Source organism: Pseudoalteromonas sp. SWYJZ12 (genome assembly GCF_015864395.1).
Taxonomy (GTDB): Bacteria; Pseudomonadota; Gammaproteobacteria; order Enterobacterales; family Alteromonadaceae; genus Pseudoalteromonas; species Pseudoalteromonas arctica.
Window position 1 is genome coordinate 81,467 of record NZ_JADYXH010000012.1, and the last position, 26,211, is coordinate 107,677.

Annotated in this window: 20 protein-coding genes, 1 tRNA gene and 1 pseudogene; 16 read left to right on the plus strand and 6 right to left on the minus strand. The window is 42.1% G+C overall.

The features are described from left to right. Positions 1-350 precede the first annotated feature (350 nt). The gene (locus I6F42_RS13685; RefSeq protein WP_007580097.1) at positions 351-1,148 is read left to right on the plus strand and encodes an alpha/beta fold hydrolase; all 798 of its coding nucleotides are present in this window, start codon (positions 351-353) and stop codon (positions 1,146-1,148) included. A gap of 385 nt (positions 1,149-1,533) precedes the next feature. After that, on the plus strand, positions 1,534-2,019 hold the full coding sequence (locus I6F42_RS13690; RefSeq protein ID WP_010555009.1) for a hypothetical protein: 486 nt from the start codon (positions 1,534-1,536) through the stop codon (positions 2,017-2,019). A gap of 131 nt (positions 2,020-2,150) precedes the next feature. Here the strand turns inward: I6F42_RS13690 and cysQ are convergent, their stop codons facing one another. Genes cysQ through cysG form a run of 6 tightly spaced genes read right to left on the minus strand, consistent with a single transcriptional unit; the run spans position 2,151 to position 9,113 of the window. Next, positions 2,151-2,921, minus strand: coding sequence for a 3'(2'),5'-bisphosphate nucleotidase CysQ (cysQ, locus tag I6F42_RS13695; protein ID WP_007378438.1), 771 nt, complete (start codon positions 2,919-2,921; stop codon positions 2,151-2,153). Positions 2,922-2,930: 9 nt separating this feature from the next. After that, positions 2,931-3,524: an adenylyl-sulfate kinase gene (cysC, locus tag I6F42_RS13700; RefSeq protein ID WP_010555008.1), complete on the minus strand. Its 594-nt coding sequence runs from the start codon at positions 3,522-3,524 to the stop codon at positions 2,931-2,933. Between the two features lie 32 nt (positions 3,525-3,556). Then, positions 3,557-5,281 (minus strand): SLC13 family permease, encoded by a 1,725-nt coding sequence (locus tag I6F42_RS13705; protein ID WP_010555007.1) that lies wholly within the window; start codon positions 5,279-5,281, stop codon positions 3,557-3,559. Between the two features lie 31 nt (positions 5,282-5,312). Beyond that, positions 5,313-6,737, minus strand: coding sequence for a sulfate adenylyltransferase subunit CysN (gene cysN, locus I6F42_RS13710; protein ID WP_007580108.1), 1,425 nt, complete (start codon positions 6,735-6,737; stop codon positions 5,313-5,315). Further along, positions 6,737-7,636 carry a sulfate adenylyltransferase subunit CysD gene (gene cysD / locus I6F42_RS13715; RefSeq protein ID WP_008133447.1) on the minus strand — a complete coding sequence of 300 codons (900 nt, stop codon included), beginning with the start codon at positions 7,634-7,636 and terminating at the stop codon, positions 6,737-6,739. Before cysD ends, cysN begins: the two co-directional genes overlap by 1 nt. 49 nt (positions 7,637-7,685) lie before the next feature. After that, complete coding sequence (gene cysG, locus I6F42_RS13720; protein ID WP_101164434.1) at positions 7,686-9,113, minus strand: siroheme synthase CysG; 1,428 nt, start codon at positions 9,111-9,113, stop codon at positions 7,686-7,688. 450 nt (positions 9,114-9,563) lie between these two features. Here cysG and deoC point away from each other — a divergent pair, with 450 nt between their 5' ends. The 14 genes and pseudogenes from deoC to I6F42_RS13790 all read left to right on the plus strand — a co-directional run. After that, positions 9,564-10,307, plus strand: coding sequence for a deoxyribose-phosphate aldolase (deoC, locus tag I6F42_RS13725; RefSeq protein ID WP_197152482.1), 744 nt, complete (start codon positions 9,564-9,566; stop codon positions 10,305-10,307). A 148-nt stretch (positions 10,308-10,455) separates the two neighbouring features. Then, positions 10,456-10,532, plus strand: a tRNA-Trp gene (locus I6F42_RS13730). 132 nt (positions 10,533-10,664) lie between these two features. Continuing rightward, positions 10,665-11,042, plus strand: coding sequence for a preprotein translocase subunit SecE (gene secE, locus I6F42_RS13735; protein WP_002958877.1), 378 nt, complete (start codon positions 10,665-10,667; stop codon positions 11,040-11,042). A 4-nt stretch (positions 11,043-11,046) separates the two neighbouring features. After that, positions 11,047-11,610 carry a transcription termination/antitermination protein NusG gene (gene nusG, locus I6F42_RS13740; RefSeq protein WP_007580122.1) on the plus strand — a complete coding sequence of 188 codons (564 nt, stop codon included), beginning with the start codon at positions 11,047-11,049 and terminating at the stop codon, positions 11,608-11,610. 213 nt (positions 11,611-11,823) lie between these two features. Next, a complete protein-coding gene (gene rplK / locus I6F42_RS13745) occupies positions 11,824-12,252 on the plus strand; it encodes a 50S ribosomal protein L11 (RefSeq protein ID WP_002958879.1) in 429 nt (142 codons plus the stop codon). Between the two features lie 3 nt (positions 12,253-12,255). Beyond that, complete coding sequence (rplA, locus tag I6F42_RS13750) at positions 12,256-12,960, plus strand: 50S ribosomal protein L1 (RefSeq protein WP_007580124.1); 705 nt, start codon at positions 12,256-12,258, stop codon at positions 12,958-12,960. Between the two features lie 322 nt (positions 12,961-13,282). Beyond that, positions 13,283-13,777 carry a 50S ribosomal protein L10 gene (gene rplJ / locus I6F42_RS13755; protein WP_002958881.1) on the plus strand — a complete coding sequence of 165 codons (495 nt, stop codon included), beginning with the start codon at positions 13,283-13,285 and terminating at the stop codon, positions 13,775-13,777. A gap of 76 nt (positions 13,778-13,853) precedes the next feature. Beyond that, positions 13,854-14,216, plus strand: a complete 363-nt coding sequence (rplL, locus tag I6F42_RS13760; protein WP_002958882.1) for a 50S ribosomal protein L7/L12 — start codon at positions 13,854-13,856, stop codon at positions 14,214-14,216. A gap of 271 nt (positions 14,217-14,487) precedes the next feature. Beyond that, a complete protein-coding gene (rpoB, locus tag I6F42_RS13765) occupies positions 14,488-18,513 on the plus strand; it encodes a DNA-directed RNA polymerase subunit beta (RefSeq protein ID WP_007580127.1) in 4,026 nt (1,341 codons plus the stop codon). A 104-nt stretch (positions 18,514-18,617) separates the two neighbouring features. Then, positions 18,618-22,793 (plus strand): DNA-directed RNA polymerase subunit beta', encoded by a 4,176-nt coding sequence (gene rpoC, locus I6F42_RS13770; protein WP_007580130.1) that lies wholly within the window; start codon positions 18,618-18,620, stop codon positions 22,791-22,793. Between the two features lie 194 nt (positions 22,794-22,987). Then, positions 22,988-23,362: a 30S ribosomal protein S12 gene (gene rpsL, locus I6F42_RS13775; RefSeq protein WP_002958885.1), complete on the plus strand. Its 375-nt coding sequence runs from the start codon at positions 22,988-22,990 to the stop codon at positions 23,360-23,362. A 97-nt stretch (positions 23,363-23,459) separates the two neighbouring features. Next, positions 23,460-23,930 (plus strand): 30S ribosomal protein S7, encoded by a 471-nt coding sequence (rpsG, locus tag I6F42_RS13780; RefSeq protein WP_010555004.1) that lies wholly within the window; start codon positions 23,460-23,462, stop codon positions 23,928-23,930. 27 nt (positions 23,931-23,957) lie between these two features. Further along, on the plus strand, positions 23,958-26,072 hold the full coding sequence (fusA, locus tag I6F42_RS13785; protein ID WP_007580132.1) for an elongation factor G: 2,115 nt from the start codon (positions 23,958-23,960) through the stop codon (positions 26,070-26,072). A gap of 62 nt (positions 26,073-26,134) precedes the next feature. Further along, positions 26,135-26,211: pseudogene (locus I6F42_RS13790) on the plus strand (elongation factor Tu); the annotation flags it as partial.

The following is a 26,211-nucleotide window of genomic DNA, read 5'->3' on the forward strand; positions in this document are numbered from 1 at the left end:
GGCTCAATTGGAGGGTAAGTGTCATGAATACGAAACAGTGGTGTAAAAGTGAGCAAAAGCCTTAAATGGCAAGCCACATTATAGAGTTACTGTGCGGGGTAGGTTGGTTATTTGGAGCGAAACCCAACACGCTATAGCGTCATGCTGGCAGGAAAGCCGAGGAAGACGGTTTTCATAACGTAAAAATAGGGGAAGGTCATTTTATTTGTTTTCATTTAAAATCAAAATCTGCTCCCAAAAGCTGTTAAGTAGAAGCCATTCATCTCAACTTCATAAGAGATTTTTATTAAACTCCGTTATACTTCCTACAATTGAATATGCCAAACGAAGTAAATAGGCCGCTAACTGCAATGAGCAAAGAAATTCTTTTCCATACTACTTTTGCGCACGAAACCAGTAAAACATGGGTTGTATTTGTCCATGGAGCAGGTGGTAGTTCGGCAATTTGGTTTCGTCAGCTTAAAGCTTATAAAAAAGAATATAATGTATTGTTACTAGATCTTCGTGGTCACGGTAAATCGAATAACTTAGTACAAAACTTTGTTGATAATAATTATTCATTTAATAATGTCTCTAAAGACATTATCGATGTGTTAGATCATAACAATATCACCAGCGCACACTTTGTTGGCATTTCATTGGGCACAATTATTATTCGAAATATTGCTGAAATTGCGCCGCAATATGTTTCTAGCATGGTGCTAGGTGGAGCGGTTACTCGTTTTAATACTCGCAGTAATACATTGGTTTATTTAGGTAATACTTTTAAACACTTCCTGCCTTATATGTGGCTGTATCGCTTATTTGCTTTTATTATGATGCCGAAAAAGCGTCATAAAGAATCTCGACTTTTGTTTGTTCGTGAAGCAAAACGCTTGTGCCAAAAAGAGTTTATAAAGTGGTTTAAATTAGCCATGGACGTAAACCCTTTAATGCAATACTTCAAAGAAAAAGACATTGATATTCCCATTCTGTATATTATGGGTAAGGAAGATCATATGTTCCTTGGCCCTGTTAAAGAAATGGTTAAGCGTCATAAAAACAGCGTACTGCAAACTATTCACCATTGCGGCCATGTCTGTAATGTGGAGCGCCCAGACTTATTCAATCAGCACTCGCTTGCTTTTATCGCCCAGCAAAATCGTTAAGGGTTGTAGCTTTTAAAAAGTGTGCAATGAGGGGTAAGTACTTAGTAAATTGGATTAGATCATTCTTTTTGGCTTTCGTCCTAAACTAAAAACAAGACCTAAAGTAATAAAACCCAACACGCCATAGCTCCCGTCAATTCTTACTTTATTTTATAGTTTTTTAGATTTTAGCTGAGTAGGTGTGGCAACGGATATCTAGAAGCTTGAGTGTCCTTACTTATTAGGTTTATTTAATTAATAATTATTACTTAACTAATTAAGGGGGAATAGTATGAGTAATAATTCAATAAAGTGGTACGAGAAACCAAGTGGTATATTAGCTTTAAATACTTTAGGTAGCATAATTGCTGCATTCATTTTTACAGTAATATTTTAAAGGTTGGCTATGAAGGGTAAATATCTAGATATTAATGAGCAAACCATTAATGAATTAGAGGACGCGTGGAAGTATCTCAATAAACATTTTTATAGTGAGTTAAATTTAGAAAATAATCGCCCTATGGAGTCGGAAAATCCACTTGGTAAACTTGCATATTTTATGGAATTTGGGATTTACCCACCACCTGAATTATTACTAAAAATATCAGAGATTTATGAAGTGTATATGTTACAAGCTGGTAAAGTTGATCTTGAAGAATCATTTTATGGGAAGCCCATTAAAGGTATTGGAAACTTTTCTGGGCGAGAAGCAAAAAAGCAAGACGTTAAATTTTTAGAGATAACATTATCTATGGAAGCTATTGGTAACAAAAAGAAAAAACGTTCGCAATATGAAATAGCCGAAGAATATTTGAGAGCTAAAGGCTCTGACGAAGATCCTGAACACTTATTAAGAAAGTTGCGAAGATACAGAAATAAGCCTGCAAACTAAAGGCATATAATAAGCGCTTTAAACAGGGCAATAGTCTTCTCAATATGCAGTTGTCACCTCTTCATAATATGAAGAGCAAAAGCTATCAATTGTCTTTTTAACAACCGATAGCTAACCACTCAAAACTGCGCTTACTCTTCTATCGCACTTACAATAAAATACGGGTTTAAGTACTCATCTTTGGTGTTATAAATAAGCGGGCTGCCATCAAGCTTAGTGACTTTAGCACCGGCTATTTCGGCGATTGCATGGCCTGCGCCTGTATCCCATTCACATGTTGGACCTAAGCGCGGGTAAATATCGGCGCTGCCCTCGGCCACTAAACACAGCTTTAGTGAGCTGCCTTTAGACACCATTTCAACCTCATCAAAGCGTTTTACAAACTCAGCTAAATCGGGTGATGGGTGCGAGCGGCTACCTACAACACGAATTAACCCTTTGTTAGGTTTAGTTGTTACTTTAAGCTCAATTCGCTCATCGCCTTTATCTTTAAATGCGCCAATGGCTTCGGCGGCTAAGTACGATACGCCAAGGGCAGGTGCATCTACTACGGCTAAAATAGGAGTGCCGTTTTTAATTAGGGCGATGTTTACGGTAAATTCACCGTTCTTTTTAATAAATTCTTTAGTGCCGTCGATTGGGTCAACTAACCAGTAGCTTTTCCACGTTTGGCGTACATCCCAGCTTATGTCGGCGTTTTCTTCACTGAGTATTGGAATGTCGGGTGTGAGCTGTTGAAGCCCTGCCACAATCAGTTTATGAGCTGCTAAATCGGCGTCGGTTACGGGGCTTTCATCGGCTTTGTACTCAACGTTAAAGTCCTTTTCGTAAATTCCCATTATCGCTTGGCCTGCTTTGCGGGCAAGGATGAGGGTTTCTTCTAGCAGTTCGGTTTGATTCATGGGGTTAACCTATATTATGTGCTTTTGTTTTAGATACGTTATCAGTTGTGTAACCGATTGGTCTAGGGTGTTTTTACTTGTATCTAAAATTATTTCTGGATTATTTGGCACTTCGTAGCTTGAATCGATACCAGTGAAGTGTTTTATCTCTCCAGCGCGGGCTTTTTTGTATAAGCCTTTTGGATCGCGGCTTTCGCATACATCCAGTGGGGTATCGATAAATACTTCAATAAATTCGCCGTCATCTACTAGGCTGCGCACCATATCGCGCTCCGCTCTAAAAGGCGATATAAACGCAGTAAGTACTAACAAGCCAGCGTCGGTCATTAGTTTAGCGGTTTCGCCTACGCGGCGTATGTTTTCAATGCGGTCTTCGTCGCTAAAGCCTAGGTCTTTACACAAACCGTGGCGTACGTTGTCGCCATCGAGCAGGTAAGTGTGCGTACCTTGCTGATTAAGCGCTGCTTCTAGTGCGTTTGCTACGGTGCTTTTGCCAGAGCCCGAAAAACCGGTAAACCATAAAATAGCGGGCTTATGTTTTTTTTGCTCACTACGCTGTGCTTTTGTAGTTGCGTAGTTATGCCAAACTATATTTTCATCCATAGTGAGAGTCTCTTATGCTGTGAGCGCAGGTATTAAAACGGAAATACCAGCGGGATCAAGGTTAATACCGTGATTGAATAAATAATAGAAAGGGGTAAGCCCATCACTATGTAATCTTTTAAGCGATAGTTACCCGCGCTATAAACCATTAGATTAGTTTGATACCCAAATGGCGATATAAAGCTGGCTGATGCGCCAAAGGCAACCGCCATAATAAATGGTAGCGGGTCTACATTAAAACCAACCGCGAGCGAGTAAGCAACAGGGAACGACAAGGCAGCTGCTGCGTTATTAGTAATAAGCTCGGTAAATAATACGGTCATTAAAAATATGGCAATAAATGCGCCGTACGGGCCAAAGTCGCCAAGTACCATAAACATGGCGTCGGATATTTGCCCGGCAAGTCCGGTGCCTATCATTAACTTGGCAAGGCCAATGGCGCTACCTACAACTACGAGTAACTCGATAGGAAAACGGCGTTTTACTTCGTTAAGTTTTATGGTGCCACTGAGCATTAAGCCAATCAGTAATACTAATAAGCCTTTAACCAGCGGCACTATGCCAATAATACTTAAACCCAGTACTGCGGCAAAGCTTAGTAGCACAATGTTTGATTGCTTAGGTGCAAGGTGGGCTTGTAAGTCAAACCCTGAAATATACACAAATTCGCGCTTTAAGTTAGGCAAGGTATAAAAGTTTTTGCCTGGGGCAAGTATTAGTGAGTCGCCAGCTTGTAATTGCACTTGCCCAAGGCCGCCTTGTAAGCGGTCGTGACCACGGCGAATGGCAATAACGGCTGCATGAAACTGTTCTCTAAAGCGGGCTTCTTTTACGGTTTTACCTATAAATTTTGAAGACTGACTTACAACTACTTCTACTAAGTGTTCTATGTCTTTTTGATGATTCTCGTGCACTACTTTTAGGCCGTCGAAACGGGTAAGTAATGGCACCGATTTTATGTCACCTACAAACAGCAGCACGTCATCTTTTTGAATAATTTGCTGCGGGGTGACTGCGCAAATACGGCTGCCATCGCGAATAATTTCAGCGAGGAATAAGTCTTTTAAATCACGCAGGCCGTTTTCTTCAACGGTCTGGCCTATTAACTTTGAGTTTGCTTGTACTTTACCTTCTAGGTAAAAAGGCACGACTTCTTGGTCGCTTTTACCGTTGTCGGGTAAGTATTTAAGCATCACTAAAATGGTAATTAGGCCTACGCTTAACGCGCCTAAACCCACTAAGGTAAAGTCAAAAAAGCCCAACGGTTCCATGCCCGCATCGACTGCAAAGCCATTGACGATTAAGTTGGTTGATGTACCAATAAGCGTAATGGTGCCGCCCAAAATAGCAGTGTACGACAGCGGTAATAATAGCTTTGAAGGGGAGTGATTAGGGTTGTCTTTTATCGCGGTAATAAGCGATGCAACAACGGCGGTATTGTTAGTAAACGACGATAAAAAGGCGGTCGATAATCCCAGCTTTGTTACCGATTTTACTAAACTACCTTTAGATAGCGATTGCGCTAACTTTTGAATTAGGGTGGTTTTTTCTATTGCGGTCGACACTAACACCAATAGCACTAAGGTGATAAGCGACGGGTTAGCATAATTAATTAACATGCTTTCAAGATCGATTAGCCCTGCTAAGTAGCTGGTGCCAATGGCGCTTACAAATAACCATGCTGGATTAATACGGGTGCCAAAAAGGCACCCGACTAAGGTAAGCATAATGCCTGTTAAAACGAGCTGTTCTACCATGCTTTTAAATTCCTAACAGGCTAAAGTTAACTTATAACTTAGAAATATCAAGCGCTTGCCAATGCGGAAAGTGCTTGCGTACTAAGCTGTTAAATTCAACTTCAAATTCGCTAAAGTTACTTTGCTGTGCTTGGCTTTGCAGTACTTGTTCAATCATGCCCGCAGCAACCGTTAAGTTTGATAAGCGATCGATTAGGATAAACGAGCCTGTTTCATGATTGCTGTGGTACTCGTCTGCCAAAATAGTTTCGGTTAGTTCAAGCGTTACAATCGCAATTTCGTTTAACTGCAGTGAGTCGCTAGTGCCGTGCTCAAGCGTGTTCACATCAATTGTGTAATCAATTTTTGTAACAATAGCTGAGGTGTTTTTGCTGCCTAGCTTTAGGTTATAGCTTTTACCTAATACTAATGGCGACTCATGCATCCACACAATTTTAGCTTGCAACTGGTTAGTAACAACGGCCGTAGAATTTGCAGGTACTATTACGTCGCCTCGGCTAATATCAATTTCGTTATTTAGGGTAACGGTAATTGCTTGGCCTGCTTCTGCGCTGTCTAGGTTGCCATCAAAGGTAACAATTTCTTTAATGCTTGATGTTTTACCCGATGGTAATACTTTTATTGCATCGCCTACGTGTATCTTGCCCGACGTAAGTGTGCCTTGAAAACCACGGAAGTTTAAATTAGGACGCACTACATATTGCACCGGTAGGCGCGCTTCAAAGCCTGTATCTGTTTCGGCTGCTGGCGAATCTTCTAGTAATTCAAGTAGCGGCTTGTCGGTGTAATACGGTGTATGAGCAGAGCGAGTTACTACGTTGTCGCCTTTAAGCGCCGACATAGGCACAAACTTAATGTTTGATACGTTAAGTTGCTCAGCAAATTTAAGGTAATCGGCCTTAATTTTTTCATACACGGTTTCGTCAAAATCAACGATATCCATTTTATTAACGGCAACAACAAACTGCTTAATGCCCAGCGAGTCACAAATAAAGCTGTGGCGCTTGGTTTGTACTTGCACGCCGTAACGCGCATCAACCAAAATAATGGCGACATCACTTGTTGATGCACCCGTTACCATGTTGCGTGTGTATTGCTCGTGACCAGGCGTGTCGGCAATAATAAATTTACGCTTAGCCGTTGAAAAGTAACGGTACGCTACGTCAATGGTAATACCTTGCTCGCGCTCAGCTTGTAGGCCATCAACTAATAATGCAAGGTCAAGATCTTCACCTGCGTTACCTACTTTTTCGTTATCTTTATGAAGAGCAGCTAGCTGATCTTCATAAATTTGGTGGCTGTCGTGCAGCAGGCGGCCAATCAATGTTGATTTACCGTCATCTACGCTGCCACACGTAAGCATACGCAATAAGCTTTTATCTTGTTGGCGTGCTAGGTAGGCGTCTATGCCTATTTCTTTTACTTCGTTAAATGTATCGTTATTTTGGCTAGACATTAAAAATACCCCTCACGTTTTTTCTTCTCCATTGAGCCTGCTGAATCATGGTCAATAACACGACCTTCACGTTCAGATGACGTAGATAGCAGCATTTCTTCGATGATTTCGGTTAAAGTACTTGCTGTTGACTCAACTGCACCGGTAAGTGGGTAGCAGCCTAATGTACGAAAACGTACAGACTTCATTTGCGGTACTTCACCCTCGTTAAGTGGCATACGCTCATCGTCAACCATAATTAGGGTGCCATCACGGTCAACAACAGGGCGCTCTTTTGCTAGGTAAAGCGGCACCATGTCGATGTTTTCTTGGTAAATGTATTGCCAAATATCAAGCTCAGTCCAGTTAGATAACGGGAAAACACGAATGCTTTCGCCCGGATTAACTTGGCTGTTATAAGTGTTCCAAAGCTCAGGACGTTGGTTTTTAGGGTCCCAACGGTGGTGTTTGTCGCGGAACGAGTAAACACGTTCTTTTGCGCGTGACTTTTCTTCGTCGCGGCGTGCGCCACCAAATGCAGCATCAAAACCATATTTGTTAAGTGCTTGCTTTAAGCCTTGGGTTTTCATTATGTCGGTATGTTTACCCGAGCCATGCGTAAACGGGCCTACACCCATTTCAATGCCTTCTGGATTTTTGTGTACCAGTAGGTCAAAACCGTATTCTTTAGCTATACGGTCGCGAAACTCAATCATTTCACGAAACTTCCAATTGGTGTCTACGTGTAATAACGGAAACGGAATTTTTGCAGGGTAAAATGCTTTACGCGCTAAGTGCAAAAGTACCGACGAATCTTTACCAATAGAGTAAAGCATTACTGGGTTCTCAAACTCAGCGGCGACTTCGCGCATGATTTTGATACTTTCAGCTTCAAGTTGCTGAAGGTGAGTTAAAGCCATTGTTAGTCGTCCTACTAAAATGATTAAAAGTTACAAATTTAAAATTCGGTTATGTATTTGATACATCTGTTAGCGGCTGTGCAAAGCTGCTTGTTTGCTCGTTTTTCCCAAACCACGCTAGTTGCGAGTGCAGGGCGGCTACTTCACCAATAATGAGTAGCGCAGGCGATATAATGCTGTTGCGCTGGATTAAGTCGGCAAGTTCGCCTAGTTGGCCTGTTACTACACGCTGATTTTTGCGTGTACCGTTTTCGATAATGGCAACAGGGGTGTCTGCTTTGCGGCCATGTTTTAAAAGCTCACTTTGTATGTGCGGCGATTTAATTACGCCCATGTAAATAGCAAGCGTTTGATTAGCTTTTGCCAGCGATTGCCAATCAAGTTCTTGGCCGTCTTTTTTACAATGGCCAGTTACAAATTGAATGGCTTGTGCATGGTCACGATGCGTAAGCGGAATACCCGCATAAGCACTACAACCTGCAGCGGCTGTAATACCTGGTACAATTTGATAATTTACGTTGTTAGCAGCTAGTACTTGTACTTCTTCGCCACCACGACCATAAATAAACGGGTCGCCACCTTTAATGCGGCACACTTTTTTGCCTTGTTTAGCAAGGTCGACCAGCATTTGGTTGGTGTCGTCTTGAACAACACTATGATCGCCTAAACGTTTGCCTACACAAATAAGGTCAGCATCACGACGCACTAATTCCATAATTTCGTCAGACACTAAAAAGTCGTATACAACCACATCGGCTTGTTGCATAAGTTGCAGTGCTTTGAGTGTTAAAAGCTCTGGATCGCCTGGGCCTGCACCTACTACATATACTTCGCCTTCAGGTTCTGCTTTAGCATCTAGCATTTGCTCTAATTGCTGCTGTGCGGCTTGAGTATCACCGGTTTGCACTTTACTGACGACAGATGAGTCGAATACGCCTTCCCAAAATTGGCGGCGGTCTGAAAAATGTTTAAAGCGTTTTTTTACCTTGTCTCTAAAGCCACCGACAAGTGTTGCAAGTGGGCCAATATGATGCGGAATAAGGGTTTCGAGCTTTTCGCGTAAGCGACGCGCAAGTACCGGCGCTGTGCCTGCACTTGATATAGCAATCGTAATTGGGTCGCGGTCAACAATGGATGGGAATATAAACGTACATTTAGGTTGGTCATCAACCACGTTTACAAATACATTGCGGGCATTGGCAAGTTCAAATACGTTGTTGTTTACTTCATCGCGGTCGGTTGCTGCGATAACAAGCATTTTGCCATCGAGATGCGATTCATCAAAATAAGCATCAATAAGCGTTACTTCATTATTATGTGCATGCTCTTTTAGTTCGTCGCAAAACCAAGGCGCTACTAAAGTAACGCTCGCTCTCGCTTTTAAAAACGCGCGACATTTGCGTAATGCGACCTCTCCACCGCCAACAACCAATACTGGTTTGTTGTCGAGTTTGGTAAAGATAGGTAAATACTGCACGTTAATAAGACCCCTAAACAAATTCAAATATAAGAAAACACTTTATTCTGATAAGCAGAATATAGCGGCTATCAATAAGTAAAAAATAATTAAAACCAAGTTGATATAACCAAAAGTTATAATAGGTAGGCTTTTTAGGCCTAAGAGCTAGTTAACAAGGGATTGCGCCGAGTTACAAGTAAAATAACCAGCTTATAGTGTTTGGTTATGAGCTATAGCGAGTTTGGTTTAATTTGTTAATATGGAGGCATATCAAATTTTGTACTTATACCAATTGCATTAAATTAGTGATCTATTATAGCGACGAGAAAATAGCTCAATAACAAGGCTAAAATTATGATACATAGTTGTTCTATATAAATAATTTTTGACGTAGTTAGTGAGTTATTTAATACGCTAAAATGATTATGTTTTTAATAAAATTGGTATTACATAAGCAACGGAGCTCTAATGACACAACACCAAAAAGATGCCGCATTAGCAGTCGCACTGATGGATTTAACAAGCTTAAACACCAGCGATACAACCAAAAACATTCAAGCGCTTGTTGATAGTATAAACCCGACGCTGGGCACGCCTGCCGCTGTATGTGTTTATAGCGACTTTGTTGATGATGCAAAAATAGCACTCGCAGCGCGTGAGCTTAACCACGTAAAAGTTGCAACGGTTACTAACTTTCCAACAGGTGATGCGCCACTGAGTGATGTAATTAACGAAACACTTATTGCAATAGAGCGCGGCGCTGACGAAATTGATTTGGTTATTCCTTACAAAAAACTCATAGCGGGCGATGTTCAAACAGTACTTAGCTATGTAAGCGAAAGTAAAAAAGCATGTGGGTCGCGCGCCCAGCTAAAAGTAATAATAGAAAGCGGTGAGCTAAAAACCGAAGCGCTAATAACGCAGGCTACTCAATTGGCAATTGAAGGTGGTGCCGATTTTGTAAAAACCAGTACGGGTAAAGTGGCCATTAATGCAACCCTTGAATCAACAAAAATTATGCTAACAGCCATTAAAAAATCAAATAAACGTGTGGGCTTTAAAGCTGCCGGTGGTGTTAAAACTGTTGCCGATGCCAGTGATTATTTAGCGCTAGCACGCGCAATAATGGGTGATGATTATTTGCAAGCAAATACATTTAGGTTTGGTGCTTCAAGCTTACTGAATGATGTTTATAAAACCTTAGAAAAATAACCAATATTTTAGGATTGCACATTTATATAACCGATTAAATTATTAGCAGTTTAAACAATAATGTAATTAATTAATTAGATTTTCCAATGTGGGTATCTTTTAGGCTTGTGTTAATGAACTGCGTAAGTATAATAGGCATCCACTTTGCAGGGGCGTAGTTCCAATTGGTAGAACAGCGGTCTCCAAAACCGATGGTTGGGAGTTCGAATCTCTCCGCCCCTGCCAGTCTTACTTGTTATTTGAGTAGTCTGAGATTAAAAACCGGTTTAAATTAAGTCTGTTTTTAAGTTTAGATTTTAATGGATTAACCCTGCCGTAGTGTAGGGTTGTTGTGTCTGTAGTTAAGGTAATAATATTATGAGCACGAATGTAGAAACACCATCAAGTGCGATGGAGTCAGTAAAGTGGTTAGTAGCAATCGCGCTACTTGCAGGCGCAGTTGTTGGTAATCACATGTATGCAGATCAATCTGTACTACTACGTGCTATCGGCGTTGTTGTTGCAATAGCGGCCGGATTAGCAATTGCCTCGCAAACATTTAAGGGACGTAACTTTCTTGCTTTCGCTAAAGAAGCTCGAATTGAAGTACGCAAAGTTATTTGGCCAACGCGCCAAGAAACTACCCACACGACATTAATTGTAATGGTTGCAACAGTGATTATGGCACTTATCCTTTGGGGATTAGATGGCATTTTATTCCGCGCTGTAGGCTTTTTAACTGGATTGGAGATCTGATCCCATGTCGGATGAGAACGAGAACAAAGAAATTAAGTTACGTTGGTATGTAGTACAAGCCTTTTCTGGTTACGAAAAGCGTGTAGCTCAAACGTTAACTGAACATATTAAAATCGAAGGTCTTGAATCGAGCTTTGGTGAGATACTAGTACCAACTGAAGAAGTTGTTGAGATGCGCGCTGGCCAAAAGCGTAAATCTGAGCGTAAATTCTTTCCAGGTTATGTATTAGTACAAATGGATATGAATGACGCAAGCTGGCACTTAGTGAACAGCACTGAACGTGTAATGGGCTTTATTGGTGGAACGTCTGATCGTCCTGCTCCAATAACTCCTAAAGAAGCAGAACGCATTCTTAATCGCCTTCAAGAAAATGCTGAAGCACCTAAACCTGCTACATTATTTGAACCAGGTGAAGTTGTTCGCGTTACAGACGGACCATTTGCAGATTTCAGTGGTGTAGTTGAAGAAGTTGACTACGAAAAGAGCCGCGTAAAAGTATCTGTACTTATTTTTGGTCGTTCTACGCCAGTTGAGCTTGAATTCGGTCAAGTTGAGCAAGATAAGTAATTGATTAAAAAAGCTTCGCTAATTTTTATTTAAATTTTGGCATGAAGCTTGAAAAAGGCCGCTGATTAACTTATAATCAGCGGCCTTTTTGTATTAAGGTAAAATTTATTTTTACTGTGCAAAAAGTACGAAACCAATTTTTAAACTGGGAAGCCGTTAGAGTACGCGTCCTCGCGCGCACAAGGCTGAGACCCACCAAATGAGGTATTTATAATGGCTAAAAAAGTTGAAGCTCTAATCAAGCTACAAGTTGCCGCTGGTATGGCTAATCCTAGTCCTCCAGTAGGTCCTGCACTAGGTCAACACGGTGTAAACATCATGGAATTCTGTAAAGCGTTTAACGCACGTACAGAGTCTATCGAAAAAGGCGCTCCAGTTCCTGTAGTGATCTCTGTTTACGGTGACCGTTCATTTACGTTCGACATGAAAACGCCACCTGCTGCTTACTTACTTAAGAAAGCTGCTGGTATCAAGTCAGGCTCAGGCCGTCCTAACACTGATAAAGTAGGCACAGTAACTCGTGCTCAACTTGAAGAAATTGTTGAGACAAAACGAACTGACCTTACAGCTGCCGATATGGACGCAGCGGTTCGCACTATCGCAGGTTCTGCGCGTGCGATGGGCTTGAACGTAGAGGACTAAGAAATGGCTAAATTAACTAAACGTATGCGTACTATCCGCGAAAAAGTGGAAGTAACAAAAGATTACGAAATCAATGAAGCAGTTGCTCTTTTAAAAGAGTTAGCGACAGCTAAATTCGTAGAAAGTGTTGACGTTGCCGTTAACCTTGGTATCGATGCTCGTAAATCTGATCAAAACGTTCGTGGTGCTACTGTACTACCTAACGGTACTGGTCGTGACGTTCGTGTTGCTGTATTCACACAAGGCGCTAATGCAGAAGCTGCAAAAGAAGCCGGTGCTGAATTAGTAGGCATGGAAGATCTTGCTGAACTAGTTAAAAAAGGCGAGATGAACTTTGACGTTGTTGTTGCATCACCAGACGCTATGCGTGTTGTTGGTCAACTAGGTCAAATCTTAGGCCCACGTGGTCTAATGCCAAACCCTAAAACTGGTACTGTAACGCCTAACGTTGCAGAAGCAGTTAAAAATGCTAAAGCAGGTCAAGTACGTTACCGTAATGACAAAAATGGCATCATCCATACTACTATTGGTAAGGTTGATTTCACTGCAGAGCAATTACAACAAAACCTTGAGTCTCTAATTGTTGCGCTTAAGAAGGCTAAACCTTCTCAAGCTAAAGGTGTTTACTTGAAGAAAGTAACTATCTCTACAACAATGGGCGCAGGCGTTTCTGTTGACCAAAACACTTTAAGCACAACTGTAGCTTAATCAGTGTTTACATGGCGTGAAATTTGTACTATAATTTCGCGCCATTTTGTTGATTAATTTATTAATTGGCAAAGTAAAGAATTCGGGTTGAAGTCCATAATTTCGTTAAGCCTTCGGGGTTAACGATAAATTGGGCTTCCGTCCAAGACCGTAGGTGGCTTCGGCCTTAATATTCACCTACGTAGACGGTGTAGACCCCAGATAGATTTTTCCTAATCCTTCTGGCTCTCGCCGTAAAAAGCATCTCTACCTTGTTTGGTAGGGAAGAGTAGAACAGGGGAATCCGATAATCGGTATCCCCATTAAACCAGGAGTAACACCCATGGCTTTAAATCTTCAAGGCAAAAAAGCAATAGTTGCTGAAGTCAACGAAGCAGCCAATGGTGCTCTATCTGCAGTTGTTGCAGATTCTCGTGGTGTAACAGTTGGCGCAATCACTGCCCTTCGTAAAGAAGCTCGTGCAAATGGTGTTTGGATGAAAGTTGTCCGTAACACTTTAGCAAAACGTGCTCTTGAAGGAACAGATTTTGAGTGTCTTTCTGATTCATTTGTTGGTCCAAGCTTAATCGCTTTCTCATCAGAGCACCCAGGTGCTGCTGCGCGTATCTTTTCAGATTTCGCGAAAAAGAATGAGAAATTCGAGCTTAAAACGGCCGCTTTTGAAGGAAATGTTGTTGATGCAGCAATGCTTGCTACATTACCTACATACGACGAAGCTGTTGCACGCTTAATGAGTGCTATGAAAGAAGCGTCTGCTGGCAAATTGTGTAAAACAATTGAAGCAGTACGTGTACAGAAAGAAGAGCAAGCTGCTTAATTTTAAGCTGTTTAATCTCACTTTCGGTGTAAAATTTATTTGGACGTAATGTCCGTTAATTATTAGGAAATTTGTAATGTCTGTATCTAAAGACCAAATCCTTGACGCAATTGCTGAAATGTCAGTAATGGACGTTGTTGCTCTTATCGAAGCAATGGAAGAAAAATTCGGCGTAACTGCTGCAGCTGCAATGGTAGCTGGTCCAGCTGCTGAAGCTGCTGAAGAGAAAACAGAATTTGACGTAATCCTTACTGGCGCTGGCGCTAACAAGGTTTCTGCAATCAAAGCTGTTCGTAGCGCAACTGGCCTTGGCCTTAAAGAAGCGAAAGCTCTTGTTGAAGCTGCTCCTACACCTGTTAAAGAAGGTGTATCTAAAGAAGAAGCTGAAGCACTTGCAAAAGATCTTACTGAAGCTGGTGCTGAAGTTGAGGTTAAGTAATTTAGCTTTTGCTAAGTTCGCTGCCTGAGAAATCAGGCAAGGGCTGGTGATTATTTAATCACCGGCCTTTTTGCGCTATAGAGTGATGCACTCTTTTAGCTCAAATAAAATCTGATTTTTTCTTTACTTTCAACGCTTTATAGTTTGCTAGTGTTAAAGTGGGATCTAATTAGAACAACAGTTAAATGTTGTAAAATCTTGGCATAGCTGCCAGTTAAGTCTGTTCTTACAAGAACAGGTCGGGTCAAAGATCAGCAAGCTGAGGAACCCCATGGCTTACTCTTATTCTGAAAAGAAACGTATCCGTAAGGATTTTGGTAAACGTCCACAAGTTTTGGATATACCTTTTTTACTGTCTACACAGTTAGAATCGTTTAAAAAATTCTTAGTGCCGGACGCTGATGGCGATCATGGTTTGGAAGCTGCCTTCCGTTCTGTGTTCCCTATTAAAAGCTACTCGGGAAATTCTGAGCTTCAATACGTAAGTTACCGTATTGGTGAGCCAGTTTTCGATGTAAAAGAATGTCAAATTCGCGGTGTGACTTATTCTGCTCCACTTCGCGTGAAACTGCGTCTTGTTGTTATGGACAAAGAAGCACCAGGCACAGTTAAAGACATTAAAGAGCAAGAAGTTTACATGGGCGAAATTCCGCTCATGACAGATACCGGTACTTTTGTAATCAATGGTACAGAGCGTGTTATCGTTTCTCAGCTACACCGTAGCCCTGGTGTATTCTTTGATAACGACCGCGGTAAAACCCATTCATCGGGTAAAGTATTATATAACGCACGCGTTATACCTTACCGTGGTTCATGGTTAGACTTCGAATTTGATGCAAAAGATAACTTATATGTACGTATTGACCGTCGTCGTAAATTACCGGCGTCTATCATCCTACGTGCACTAGAGTATTCTAGCGAACAAATCCTAGATATGTTCTTCGATAACACTACGTTTGAAGTAACGAATGGTAAAGTTCTTATGGAACTTGTACCTTCGCGTTTACGTGGTGAAACTGCCGCTTTTGATATCAAGAGCGAAGACGGTGAAGTATTTGTTGAAAGCGGTCGTCGTGTTACGGCTCGCCACATCAAGAGCATCGAAAAGAAAGGCATTAAGCAATTAGAAGTACCACATGAGTACATCATTGGCCGTATTGTAGCTAAAAACTATGTTGATGAGTCAACTGGTGAAGTTATTGCAAATGCAAATGACGAGCTAACTCTAGAGCTAATGGCTGAATTGGTTAAAGCCGGTTACACTAAAATTGATACGTTATATATCAATGAAGTGGACAGCGGTGCTTACATGTCAAATACATTAAACATTGACTCTGCAAGCAGCCGTTTAGAAGCACTAGTAGAAATTTACCGCATGATGCGCCCAGGCGAGCCACCGACGAAAGACGCGGCTGAAGCCTTATTCCAGAACTTGTTCTTCTCTGAAGAACGTTATGACTTATCTACTGTAGGTCGTATGAAGTTCAATAGCCGTGTTGGTTACGATACAGACACAGGCCCTGGCACATTAAGCAAAGAAGACATCGTGTCTGTTATGAAAGTATTAATTGCTATTCGTAACGGTCAAGGCGATGTTGATGATATCGATCACTTAGGCAACCGTCGTATACGTAGTGTTGGCGAAATGGCTGAGAACCAATTCCGTGTTGGTCTAGTACGTGTTGAACGTGCTGTACGTGAGCGTTTAAGCTTAGGTGACCTTGACGCGATAATGCCACAAGATCTTATTAACGCTAAGCCTATTTCGGCAGCTGTTAAAGAGTTCTTCGGCTCGTCTCAGTTATCACAGTTTATGGACCAAAATAACCCACTATCAGAAGTTACGCATAAACGTCGTATCTCTGCATTAGGTCCGGGCGGTCTAACTCGTGAACGCGCAGGCTTTGAAGTACGTGACGTTCACGTAACTCACTATGGTCGCGTATGTCCAATCGAGACTCCTGAGGGTCCAAATATCGGTCTAATTAACTCGTTGTCTACGTACGCACGTACAAATGACTACGGTTTCTTAGAAACACCTTACCGCAAAGTGGTAGACGGTGTTGTAACTGATGAAGTTGATTATTTATCAGCCATTGAAGAAGGTCAGTTTGTTATCGCACAGGCGAACTCAAACTTAACTGAAACCAATGAGTTTGTTGATGAACTTATCCCATGTCGTCACAAAGGTGAATCTACCTTTATGGGTCGCATGGACCAGCAGTATATGGATGTATCACCACAACAGGTGATCTCTGTAGCGGCAGCACTTATCCCGTTCTTAGAACACGATGATGCTAACCGTGCATTGATGGGTTCAAACATGCAACGTCAAGCAGTACCAACATTGAAAGCGGATAAGCCGTTAGTAGGTACTGGTATTGAGTTAACACTAGCGAAAGATTCTGGTGTAACTATCGTTGCTAAACGTGGTGGTGAAGTAATGTATGCTGACGCAAGTCGCATCGTTGTAAATGTACATGAAGAAGAACGCATTCCTGGTGAAGCGGGCATCGACATCTACAACTTAACCAAATACACACGTTCAAACCAAAATACATGTATTAACCAAAAACCAACTTGTATGGTTGGCGAACCGGTTACTCGTGGTGACGTGTTAGCAGATGGTCCTTCGACTGACTTAGGTGACTTAGCCCTTGGTCAAAACCTTCGCGTGGCATTCATGCCATGGAACGGTTATAACTTCGAAGATTCAATCTTGTTATCAGAGCGCGTAGTTGAAGAAGATCGTCTAACGACTATCCATATTCAAGAACTACAGTGTGTTGCCCGTGATACTAAATTAGGTCCAGAAGAGATCACTGCAGATATCCCGAATGTGGGTGAGTCTGCGCTAGGCAAGCTTGATGAATCAGGCGTTGTATATATTGGTGCTGAAGTTAAAGGCGGCGATATCCTAGTAGGTAAAGTGACTCCTAAAGGCGAGACACAGCTTACACCTGAAGAGAAGCTACTGCGTGCTATCTTCGGCGAAAAAGCGTCTGACGTTAAAGACAGCTCTTTACGTGTACCAAATTCTGTAACTGGTACTGTAATTGACGTGCAAGTTTTCACCCGTGATGGTGTTGAAAAAGATAAACGCGCGTTAGAAGTTGAAGACATGCAGCTTCGCGAAGCGAAGAAAGACTTCAACGAAGAGTTCCGTATTTTAGAAGCAGGCGTTTTAGACCGTGCACGTAAGCTACTTATAGCTGCTGGTTTTGATGAAGATAAACTTGCATCTCTAAATGCTGAAAAAGTGCTTACGCAAAGCCTTGCTGAAGAAGACAAGCAAGCTGAGCTTGAGCAGCTTGCTGCACAATACGATGAACTTAAAGCTGAATACGATAAGAAGTTTGAAAACAAACGTCGTAAAATTACCCAAGGTGATGACTTAGCACCAGGCGTACTTAAGATTGTTAAAGTATACCTAGCTGTTAAACGTCGTATCCAACCGGGTGATAAAATGGCGGGTCGTCATGGTAACAAAGGTGTTATCTCGACTATCGTACCAGTAGAAGATATGCCTTACGATGACAAAGGTCGTACGGTAGATATCGTATTGAATCCACTAGGTGTACCATCACGTATGAACATCGGTCAGATCCTTGAAACACATATGGGTCTTGCTGCACGTGGTATCGGTGAACGTATTGAAGAGATGATGAAAGAGCAACGTGAGCTTCATGAGCTACGTGACTTCATCAAGCAAGCATACGAAATTGGCGAATCTCGCCAAGTTGTAGATATTGCTAGCTTCACTGATGACGAAATTCGTCGTCTAGCTGAAAACTTAAAAGGTGGTTTACCAATAGCTACTCCTGCATTTGATGGCGCGAAAGAAAGCGAAATCAAAGACATGCTTGAGCTTGCGGGCTATCCTCGTAGTGGTCAGGTTACACTTTATGATGGCCGTACTGGCGATCAGTTTGAACGTCAAGTAACTGTTGGTTACATGTACATGCTTAAACTTAACCACTTGGTTGACGATAAGATGCACGCACGTTCTACTGGTTCTTACAGCCTTGTTACTCAGCAGCCGCTGGGTGGTAAAGCACAGTTCGGTGGCCAGCGTTTTGGTGAGATGGAAGTATGGGCACTTGAAGCTTATGGTGCTGCTTACACTCTACAAGAAATGCTAACAGTGAAATCGGATGACGTGAACGGTCGTACTAAGATGTATAAAAACATCGTTGATGGTAACCATAAAATGGAACCAGGTATGCCAGAATCGTTCAACGTATTGTTGAAAGAAATCCGCTCACTGGGTATCAACATCGAGTTGGAAGAAAATTAAGCCAATTAGATGCTGCAGTTAACGCTGCAGCATCTGTTACGGCTGAATAGAATGTAGGGACGAGATTATCCGTCCTCAAGATTAACTCCGACAGGAGAGCTAAGGTGAAAGACTTACTTAAGTTTCTGAAGCAACAAAATAAGACCGAAGAATTCGATGCAATTCGCATTGGTCTTGCTTCACCAGACATGGTTCGTTCATGGTCATACGGTGAAGTAAAGAAACCTGAGACTATTAACTACCGTACTTTCAAGCCTGAGCGCGATGGCTTATTCTGTGCCCGTATTTTCGGCCCAGTGAAAGATTATGAGTGTTTATGTGGTAAATATAAACGCCTTAAACACCGTGGTGTGATCTGTGAAAAGTGTGGCGTTGAAGTAACACTCACTAAAGTGCGACGCGATCGTATGGGTCATATCGACCTTGCGAGCCCAGTTGCACATATATGGTTTTTAAAATCATTACCGTCACGTATTGGCTTAATGCTAGATATGACGCTTCGTGATATTGAACGTGTTCTTTACTTCGAATCATTCGTAGTAACTGAACCTGGTATGACAACGCTTGAGCGTGGTCAGCTATTAGGTGAAGAAGAATACTTAGATTCACTAGAAGAGCACGGTGATGAGTTTGAAGCTAAGATGGGTGCTGAAGCAGTTTTAGACTTGCTTCGTGAACTTGATCTTGCTCAATTAATTGCTGAGATGCGTGAAGAGTTACCAACAATTAACTCTGAAACTAAGCGTAAAAAAATCACTAAACGTCTTAAGTTAATGGAATCGTTCCACCAATCAGGTAATAACCCTGAGTGGATGATCATGACAGTACTTCCAGTATTGCCACCTGATCTACGCCCATTAGTACCATTAGACGGTGGTCGTTTTGCGACATCTGATCTAAATGACCTTTACCGTCGTGTTATTAACCGTAATAACCGTCTTAAGCGTCTACTAGATTTAGCAGCACCAGACATTATTGTACGTAACGAAAAACGTATGTTACAAGAAGCGGTAGATGCGCTACTTGATAACGGTCGTCGTGGTCGTGCAATTACAGGTTCTAACAAACGTCCTCTTAAATCTCTTGCTGATATGATCAAGGGTAAGCAAGGTCGTTTCCGTCAGAACTTACTTGGTAAGCGTGTAGATTATTCAGGCCGTTCTGTAATCACAGTTGGTCCTACACTTAAGCTTCACCAATGTGGTCTTCCTAAGAAGATGGCACTAGAGCTATTCAAACCATTCATCTATGGCAAATTAGAACGTCGCGGCATGGCTACGACAATCAAAGCTGCTAAGAAGATGGTTGAACGTGAAGTTCCGGAAGTATGGGATGTACTTGACGAAGTAATTCGTGAACATCCAGTATTACTTAACCGTGCACCAACACTTCACCGTTTGGGTATCCAAGCGTTTGAGCCTGTGCTTATCGAAGGTAAAGCGATTCATTTGCATCCATTAGTATGTGCGGCGTACAACGCCGATTTCGATGGTGACCAAATGGCGGTACACGTACCGTTAACAATCGAAGCGCAGCTTGAAGCTCGTGCATTGATGATGTCAACAAACAACATTCTATCTCCTGCGAATGGTGAGCCAATCATCGTTCCTTCACAGGATGTTGTATTGGGTCTTTATTACATGACTCGTGACCGCATTAACGCTAAAGGCGAAGGCGCGATATTTAAAGATCCAAAAGAAGCAGAAAAAGCATACCGCAGTGGCAATGCAGACCTTCACGCAATTGTGAAAGTACGTATTAGCCAATCAGTTAAAAACGAAGACGGCGTAGTAGAAGATACTATTACTGTTATCGATACAACTGTTGGTCGTGCGATTCTGTCTCTAATTTTACCTAAAGGCATGCCGTTTGCGTCAATCAACCAGCCGCTAGGTAAAAAGCAGATTTCTGGCTTATTGAATGAGTGTTACCGTCGTCTAGGTCTTAAAGATACAGTTATCTTTGCTGACCAAGTTATGTACACCGGTTTCCATTATGCAATGAAGTCAGGTGTTTCTATCGGTATTGATGACTTAGTTATCCCACCGGTTAAAGCACAGATAATTGAATCAGCTGAAGCTGAAGTTACTGAAATCAACCAACAATTCCAATCAGGTCTTGTAACGGCTGGTGAAAAGTACAACAAAGTTATCGATATCTGGTCACGTGTAAACGAAAACTTATCACGTGAGATGATGTCTAACTTGTCGAAAGACACAGTTATCAATGCACAAGGTGAAGAAGTAGAGCAACCGTCATTTAACTCAGTGTTTATGATGGCCGACTCAGGTGCTCGTGGTAGTGCTGCACAGATTCGTCAGTTGGCGGGTATGCGTGGTCTAATGGCACGTCCAGATGGTTCAATCATCGAGACTCCAATCACAGCTAACTTCCGTGAAGGTCTAAACGTACTTCAGTACTTCATCTCAACGCATGGTGCGCGTAAAGGTCTTGCCGATACAGCACTTAAAACAGCAAACTCGGGTTACCTAACGCGTCGTCTAGTAGACGTTGCACAAGATTTGGTAATCAATGAAGATGACTGTGGCACAGAAGATGGCTTAACAATGAAACCGCTTATTGAAGGTGGTGATGTTGTAGAAGCACTTCGTGAACGTGTTCTAGGTCGTGTTGTTGCTGAAGATATTGTGATTCCAGGTACTAATACAGTGCTTGTTGAACGTAATATCATGCTAGACGAAAAACTGTGTGATCTTTTAGAAGAGCATTCAGTAGATGAAGTTCGTGTACGTTCTGTTATCACTTGTGATAATGACTTTGGTGTTTGTGCTAACTGTTATGGTCGTGACCTAGCACGTGGTCATATCATCAACGCTGGTGAATCAGTGGGTGTTATCGCGGCACAGTCAATTGGTGAGCCGGGTACACAGTTAACAATGCGTACCTTCCACATCGGTGGTGCGGCATCTAGAGCGTCTGCAGAAAATAATGTACAAGTTAAAACTAACGGTACATTAAAACTTCATAACTCTAAGTACGTATTAAACACAGACGGTAAGATTGTTATTACCTCTCGTTCTACGGAAATTACTATCATTGATAGTCATGGTCGTGAGAAAGAGCGTTATAAAGTACCTTACGGTGCGGTATTAACAGTGCAAGACAATGCTGAAGTTCTAGGTAACGATATCGTTGCTACTTGGGACCCGCATAGTCACCCAATCGTTCTTGAGCATAAATCAAAAGTATCGTTCAGCGATATCGATGATTCAAATACTGAAGCACAGACTGATGAGCTAACTGGTTTAACCCGTGTAGTTGTAAAAGATCTTGCTAAAGTAAATACGAAAGAACCAAAGCTTATCATCGAAAGTGAAGAGCGTGGTCTGCAAGAAACACGTCTTCCTTCATTCACGACGATTGAAGTTATTGACGGCGTTACAGCAAACCCAGGTGACGTGTTAGCACGTATTCCGCAAGAAGGTTCGAAAACTCGTGATATCACGGGTGGTCTACCACGCGTAGCCGACTTATTTGAAGCTCGTAAGCCAAAAGAACCAGCTATATTAGCTGAAGTAACTGGTACAATTAGCTTCGGTAAAGAGACTAAAGGTAAGAAGCGTTTAGTTATTACTCCAGCTGAAGGTGATCATTACGAAGAGATGATTCCTAAATGGCGTCAACTTAACGTGTTTGAAGGTGAGCAAGTGTCTAAAGGTGAAGTTATCGCCGATGGTCCTGAATCACCGCATGACATCTTACGCCTACGTGGTGTGACTCATGTTGCTAACTATATCGTTAACGAAGTGCAAGAGGTTTACCGTTTGCAAGGCGTTAAGATCAATGACAAGCACATTGAAACAATTATCCGTCAAATGTTACGTAAATGTACCATTATGCACGGCGGTGATACTGACTTCTTAGCCGGTGAACAAATCGAAGTGGCGCGCGTTAATATCGCAAACCGTGACCTTGAAAAACAAGGTAAGATACCAGCTAAGTTTGAAATCCAGTTAATGGGTATCACAAAAGCATCACTAGCAACAGAATCTTTCATCTCTGCAGCGTCTTTCCAAGAGACAACACGTGTTCTTACAGATGCGGCAGTGAATGGTAAGAGCGATGAGCTTCGCGGTCTTAAAGAAAACGTAATTGTGGGTCGTTTGATCCCAGCCGGTACCGGTTTTGCGTATCATCAAGAACGTATGGCTCGCCGTAAACAAAGCAAAGTAGTAGTAGAAGAGCAAACAGTAAGTGCAGAAGAGGCAACTCAAGCACTTACAGACGCTCTAAATGCTGATTTGTCTGGAAATCAATAAACTGTTCTTAATCAATAGATTAAGTGATCGCAAGTCAGTTATATGCTGTCTTGCGGTTAGTTTAGGTTGACAGGTTAAACTTTGCTCATTAAAATTCCGCCACCCATTTACTTGTGTGCTTAATGCAGGCTCGTAAATAAAGGGCGGATTTTTTATTTTTTTCAGTAGTAATTTTAATTTCAGGAGCTATTTAAATGGCAACTATTAACCAGCTAGTGCGTAAGCCACGCCGTAGCAAGGTTACGAAAAGTAACTCAGCTGCACTAAAAGCGTGTCCGCAAAAGCGCGGTGTATGTACTCGCGTATATACAACTACACCTAAGAAACCAAACTCGGCGTTACGTAAAGTAGCACGTGTACGTTTAACTAACGGTTTCGAAGTAACTTCATACATTGGCGGTGAAGGTCATAACCTTCAAGAGCATAGTGTAATCCTAATCCGTGGTGGTCGTGTTAAAGATTTACCAGGTGTGCGTTTTCACACTGTTCGTGGTGCACTTGACTGTGCAGGCGTTAGCGATCGTCGTCAAGCTCGTTCTAAATACGGTGCAAAACGCCCTAAAGGCTAATTGTTTTCCGTTAGTAAGGCCAAGCACTAAATATTTATAATTATTGTTTTGGGTGATTGACTCGAAAGAGCAAACCTGAATAAACCGGAGATACAAAATGCCTAGAAGACGCGTAATCGGTCAACGTAAAATTCTTCCAGATCCTAAGTTCGGATCGGAACTTCTTGCTAAATTCGTTAACATCGTGATGTTAGACGGCAAGAAATCTACTGCTGAAAAAATTGTTTATGGTGCGCTAGACGTGGCTGCTGAGAAATCAGGCAAGTCGCACCTAGAAATCTTTGAAACTGCACTTGATAACATCCGCCCACAGGTAGAAGTTAAATCTCGCCGTGTTGGTGGTTCAACTTATCAAGTACCAGTTGAAGTACGTCCAGTTCGTCGTAACGCATTAGGTATGCGTTGGTTAGTAGACGCTGCACGTAAGCGTGGCGAAAAATCTATGGGCTTACGTTTAGCTCAAGAAATCGTTGACGCTTCTGATAATAAAGGCACTGCGGTTAAGAAACGTGAAGACGTTCACCGTATGGCTGAAGCGAATAAAGCATTCGCTCATTACCGTTGGTAATCTGTCTTTAACCTTTAAGAGGATCATATGGCACGTACAACTCCACTTGAGCGCTATCGTAATATAGGTATTGTCGCTCACGTAGATGCAGGCAAAACCACCACAACAGAACGTGTTCTGTTCTACACGGGTCTTTCTCATAAGATCGGTGAAGTACATGATGGCGCTGCAACTATGGATTGGATGGAGCAGGAACAAGAGCGTGGTATCACAATCACTTCTGCTGCAACAACGTGTTTTTGGAAAGGGATGGACGCTCAATTTGACGCCCATCGTATCAATATTATTGATACTCCAGGACACGTAGATTTCACTATCGAAGTAGAGCGTTCTTTACGCGTATTAGATGGTGCGGTAGTTGTTCTTTGTGCTTCATCTGGTGTACAGCCGCAAACTGAGACAGTTTGGCGTCAAGCGAACAAATACGAAGTTCCGAGAATGATCTTCGTAAATAAAATGGATCGCACGGGCGCTGACTTCTTAGCTGTGGTTAGCCAGGTGAAATCTCGTCTTGGAGCAACGCCTGTTCCAATTCAGTTGCCTGTAGGCGCTGAGGACGACTTTAAAGGTGTTATTGACCTTATAAAAATGAAAGTGATTAACTGGAACGAAGCGGACCAGGGTATGACTTTCTCTTATGAGGCAATACCGGCAGAACTTCTGGAATTAGCTGAAGAATGGCGCTCTCACTTAGTTGAAAGCGCTGCTGAAGCAACAGAAGAACTAATGGATAAATACTTAGAAGGTGAAGAGTTAAGTGAAGCAGAAATTAAAAATGCTTTACGCCAACGAACATTAGCTAATGAGATTGTTCCAGTTACTTGTGGTAGCGCATTTAAAAACAAAGGTGTTCAAGCTGTGCTTGATTGCGTTGTTGAATATATGCCCTCACCAGAGCAAGTGAAACAAATCCAAGGTATCTTAGAAAATGGTACTGAGGAAGAACGTCCAGCTAATGATAAGGCGCCGTTTGCTGCACTCGCTTTTAAGATTGCAACAGACCCGTTTGTTGGAACCTTGACCTTTTTCCGTGTTTACTCTGGTACTGTTAAACAGGGTGACACGGTATATAATCCAGTAAAAAGTAAGCGTGAGCGACTTGGCCGTATCGTACAGATGCATTCAAACTCTCGTGAAGAGATCAAAGAAGTTTTCGCAGGCGACATCGCGGCAGCTATTGGTCTTAAAGACGTAACAACAGGTGAAACATTGTGTGATCCGAATTCTATTATTACGCTTGAGCGTATGGAATTCCCTGAACCAGTAATCTCTATTGCGGTTGAGCCTCGCACTATAGCTGACCAAGATAAGATGGGTATCGCGCTGGGTAAACTAGCTGCTGAAGACCCTTCTTTTCGAGTACAAACTGACGAAGAATCAGGCCAGGTTATAATCTCTGGCATGGGTGAACTTCACCTAGATATCATCGTCGACCGTATGAAACGTGAATTCAGTGTTGAATGTAACGTTGGTAAGCCGCAGGTCTCATACCGAGAAGCTATTCGTTCAACTGTTAAGGTTGAAGGGAAGTTTATACGTCAGTCAGGTGGTCGTGGTCAATATGGTCACGTTTGGATTAAACTTGAACCGATGGATATTACGGATGATGAGTCACCAATTTACGAGTTCGTTAACGAAACAGTAGGTGGTTCTGTTCCTAAAGAGTTCGTCCCTGCGGTAGACAAAGGTATCCAAGAGCAAATGTCTCAAGGTGTACTGGCAGGCTACCCATTACTTGGCGTTAAAGCGACTTTATATGATGGTTCATTCCATGATGTAGATTCGAATGAAATGGCATTTAAAATAGCAGGTTCACTGGCAATGAGAGATGGGGCGCTTAAAGCTAACCCTGTACTACTAGAGCCAGTAATGAAGGTTGAAGTACTCACTCCTGATTCAAATATGGGTGATGTAGTTGGCGACTTAAACCGTCGCCGCGGCATAATCGAAGGCATGGAAGATGCATTAGGTGGACTTAAGCAAATTAATGCGCAGGTTCCTCTTTCTGAAATGTTTGGTTATGCGACTGCTTTACGATCTGCAACACAGGGCCGTGCCTCATACTCTATGGAGTTTGTGAAGTACGCTGAAGCCTCTAAAAACGTTGCAGATACAATAATTTCAGCTCGCGCTGTTATATAATTTTAGCTTGTCTGGCTCAATAGTGAGTCAGGCTTTAATTTCTTTATTAGGAATTTTTTAAGATGGCAAAAGAAAAGTTTGAACGCGTAAAACCGCACGTAAACGTTGGTACAATCGGCCACGTTGACCACGGTAAAAC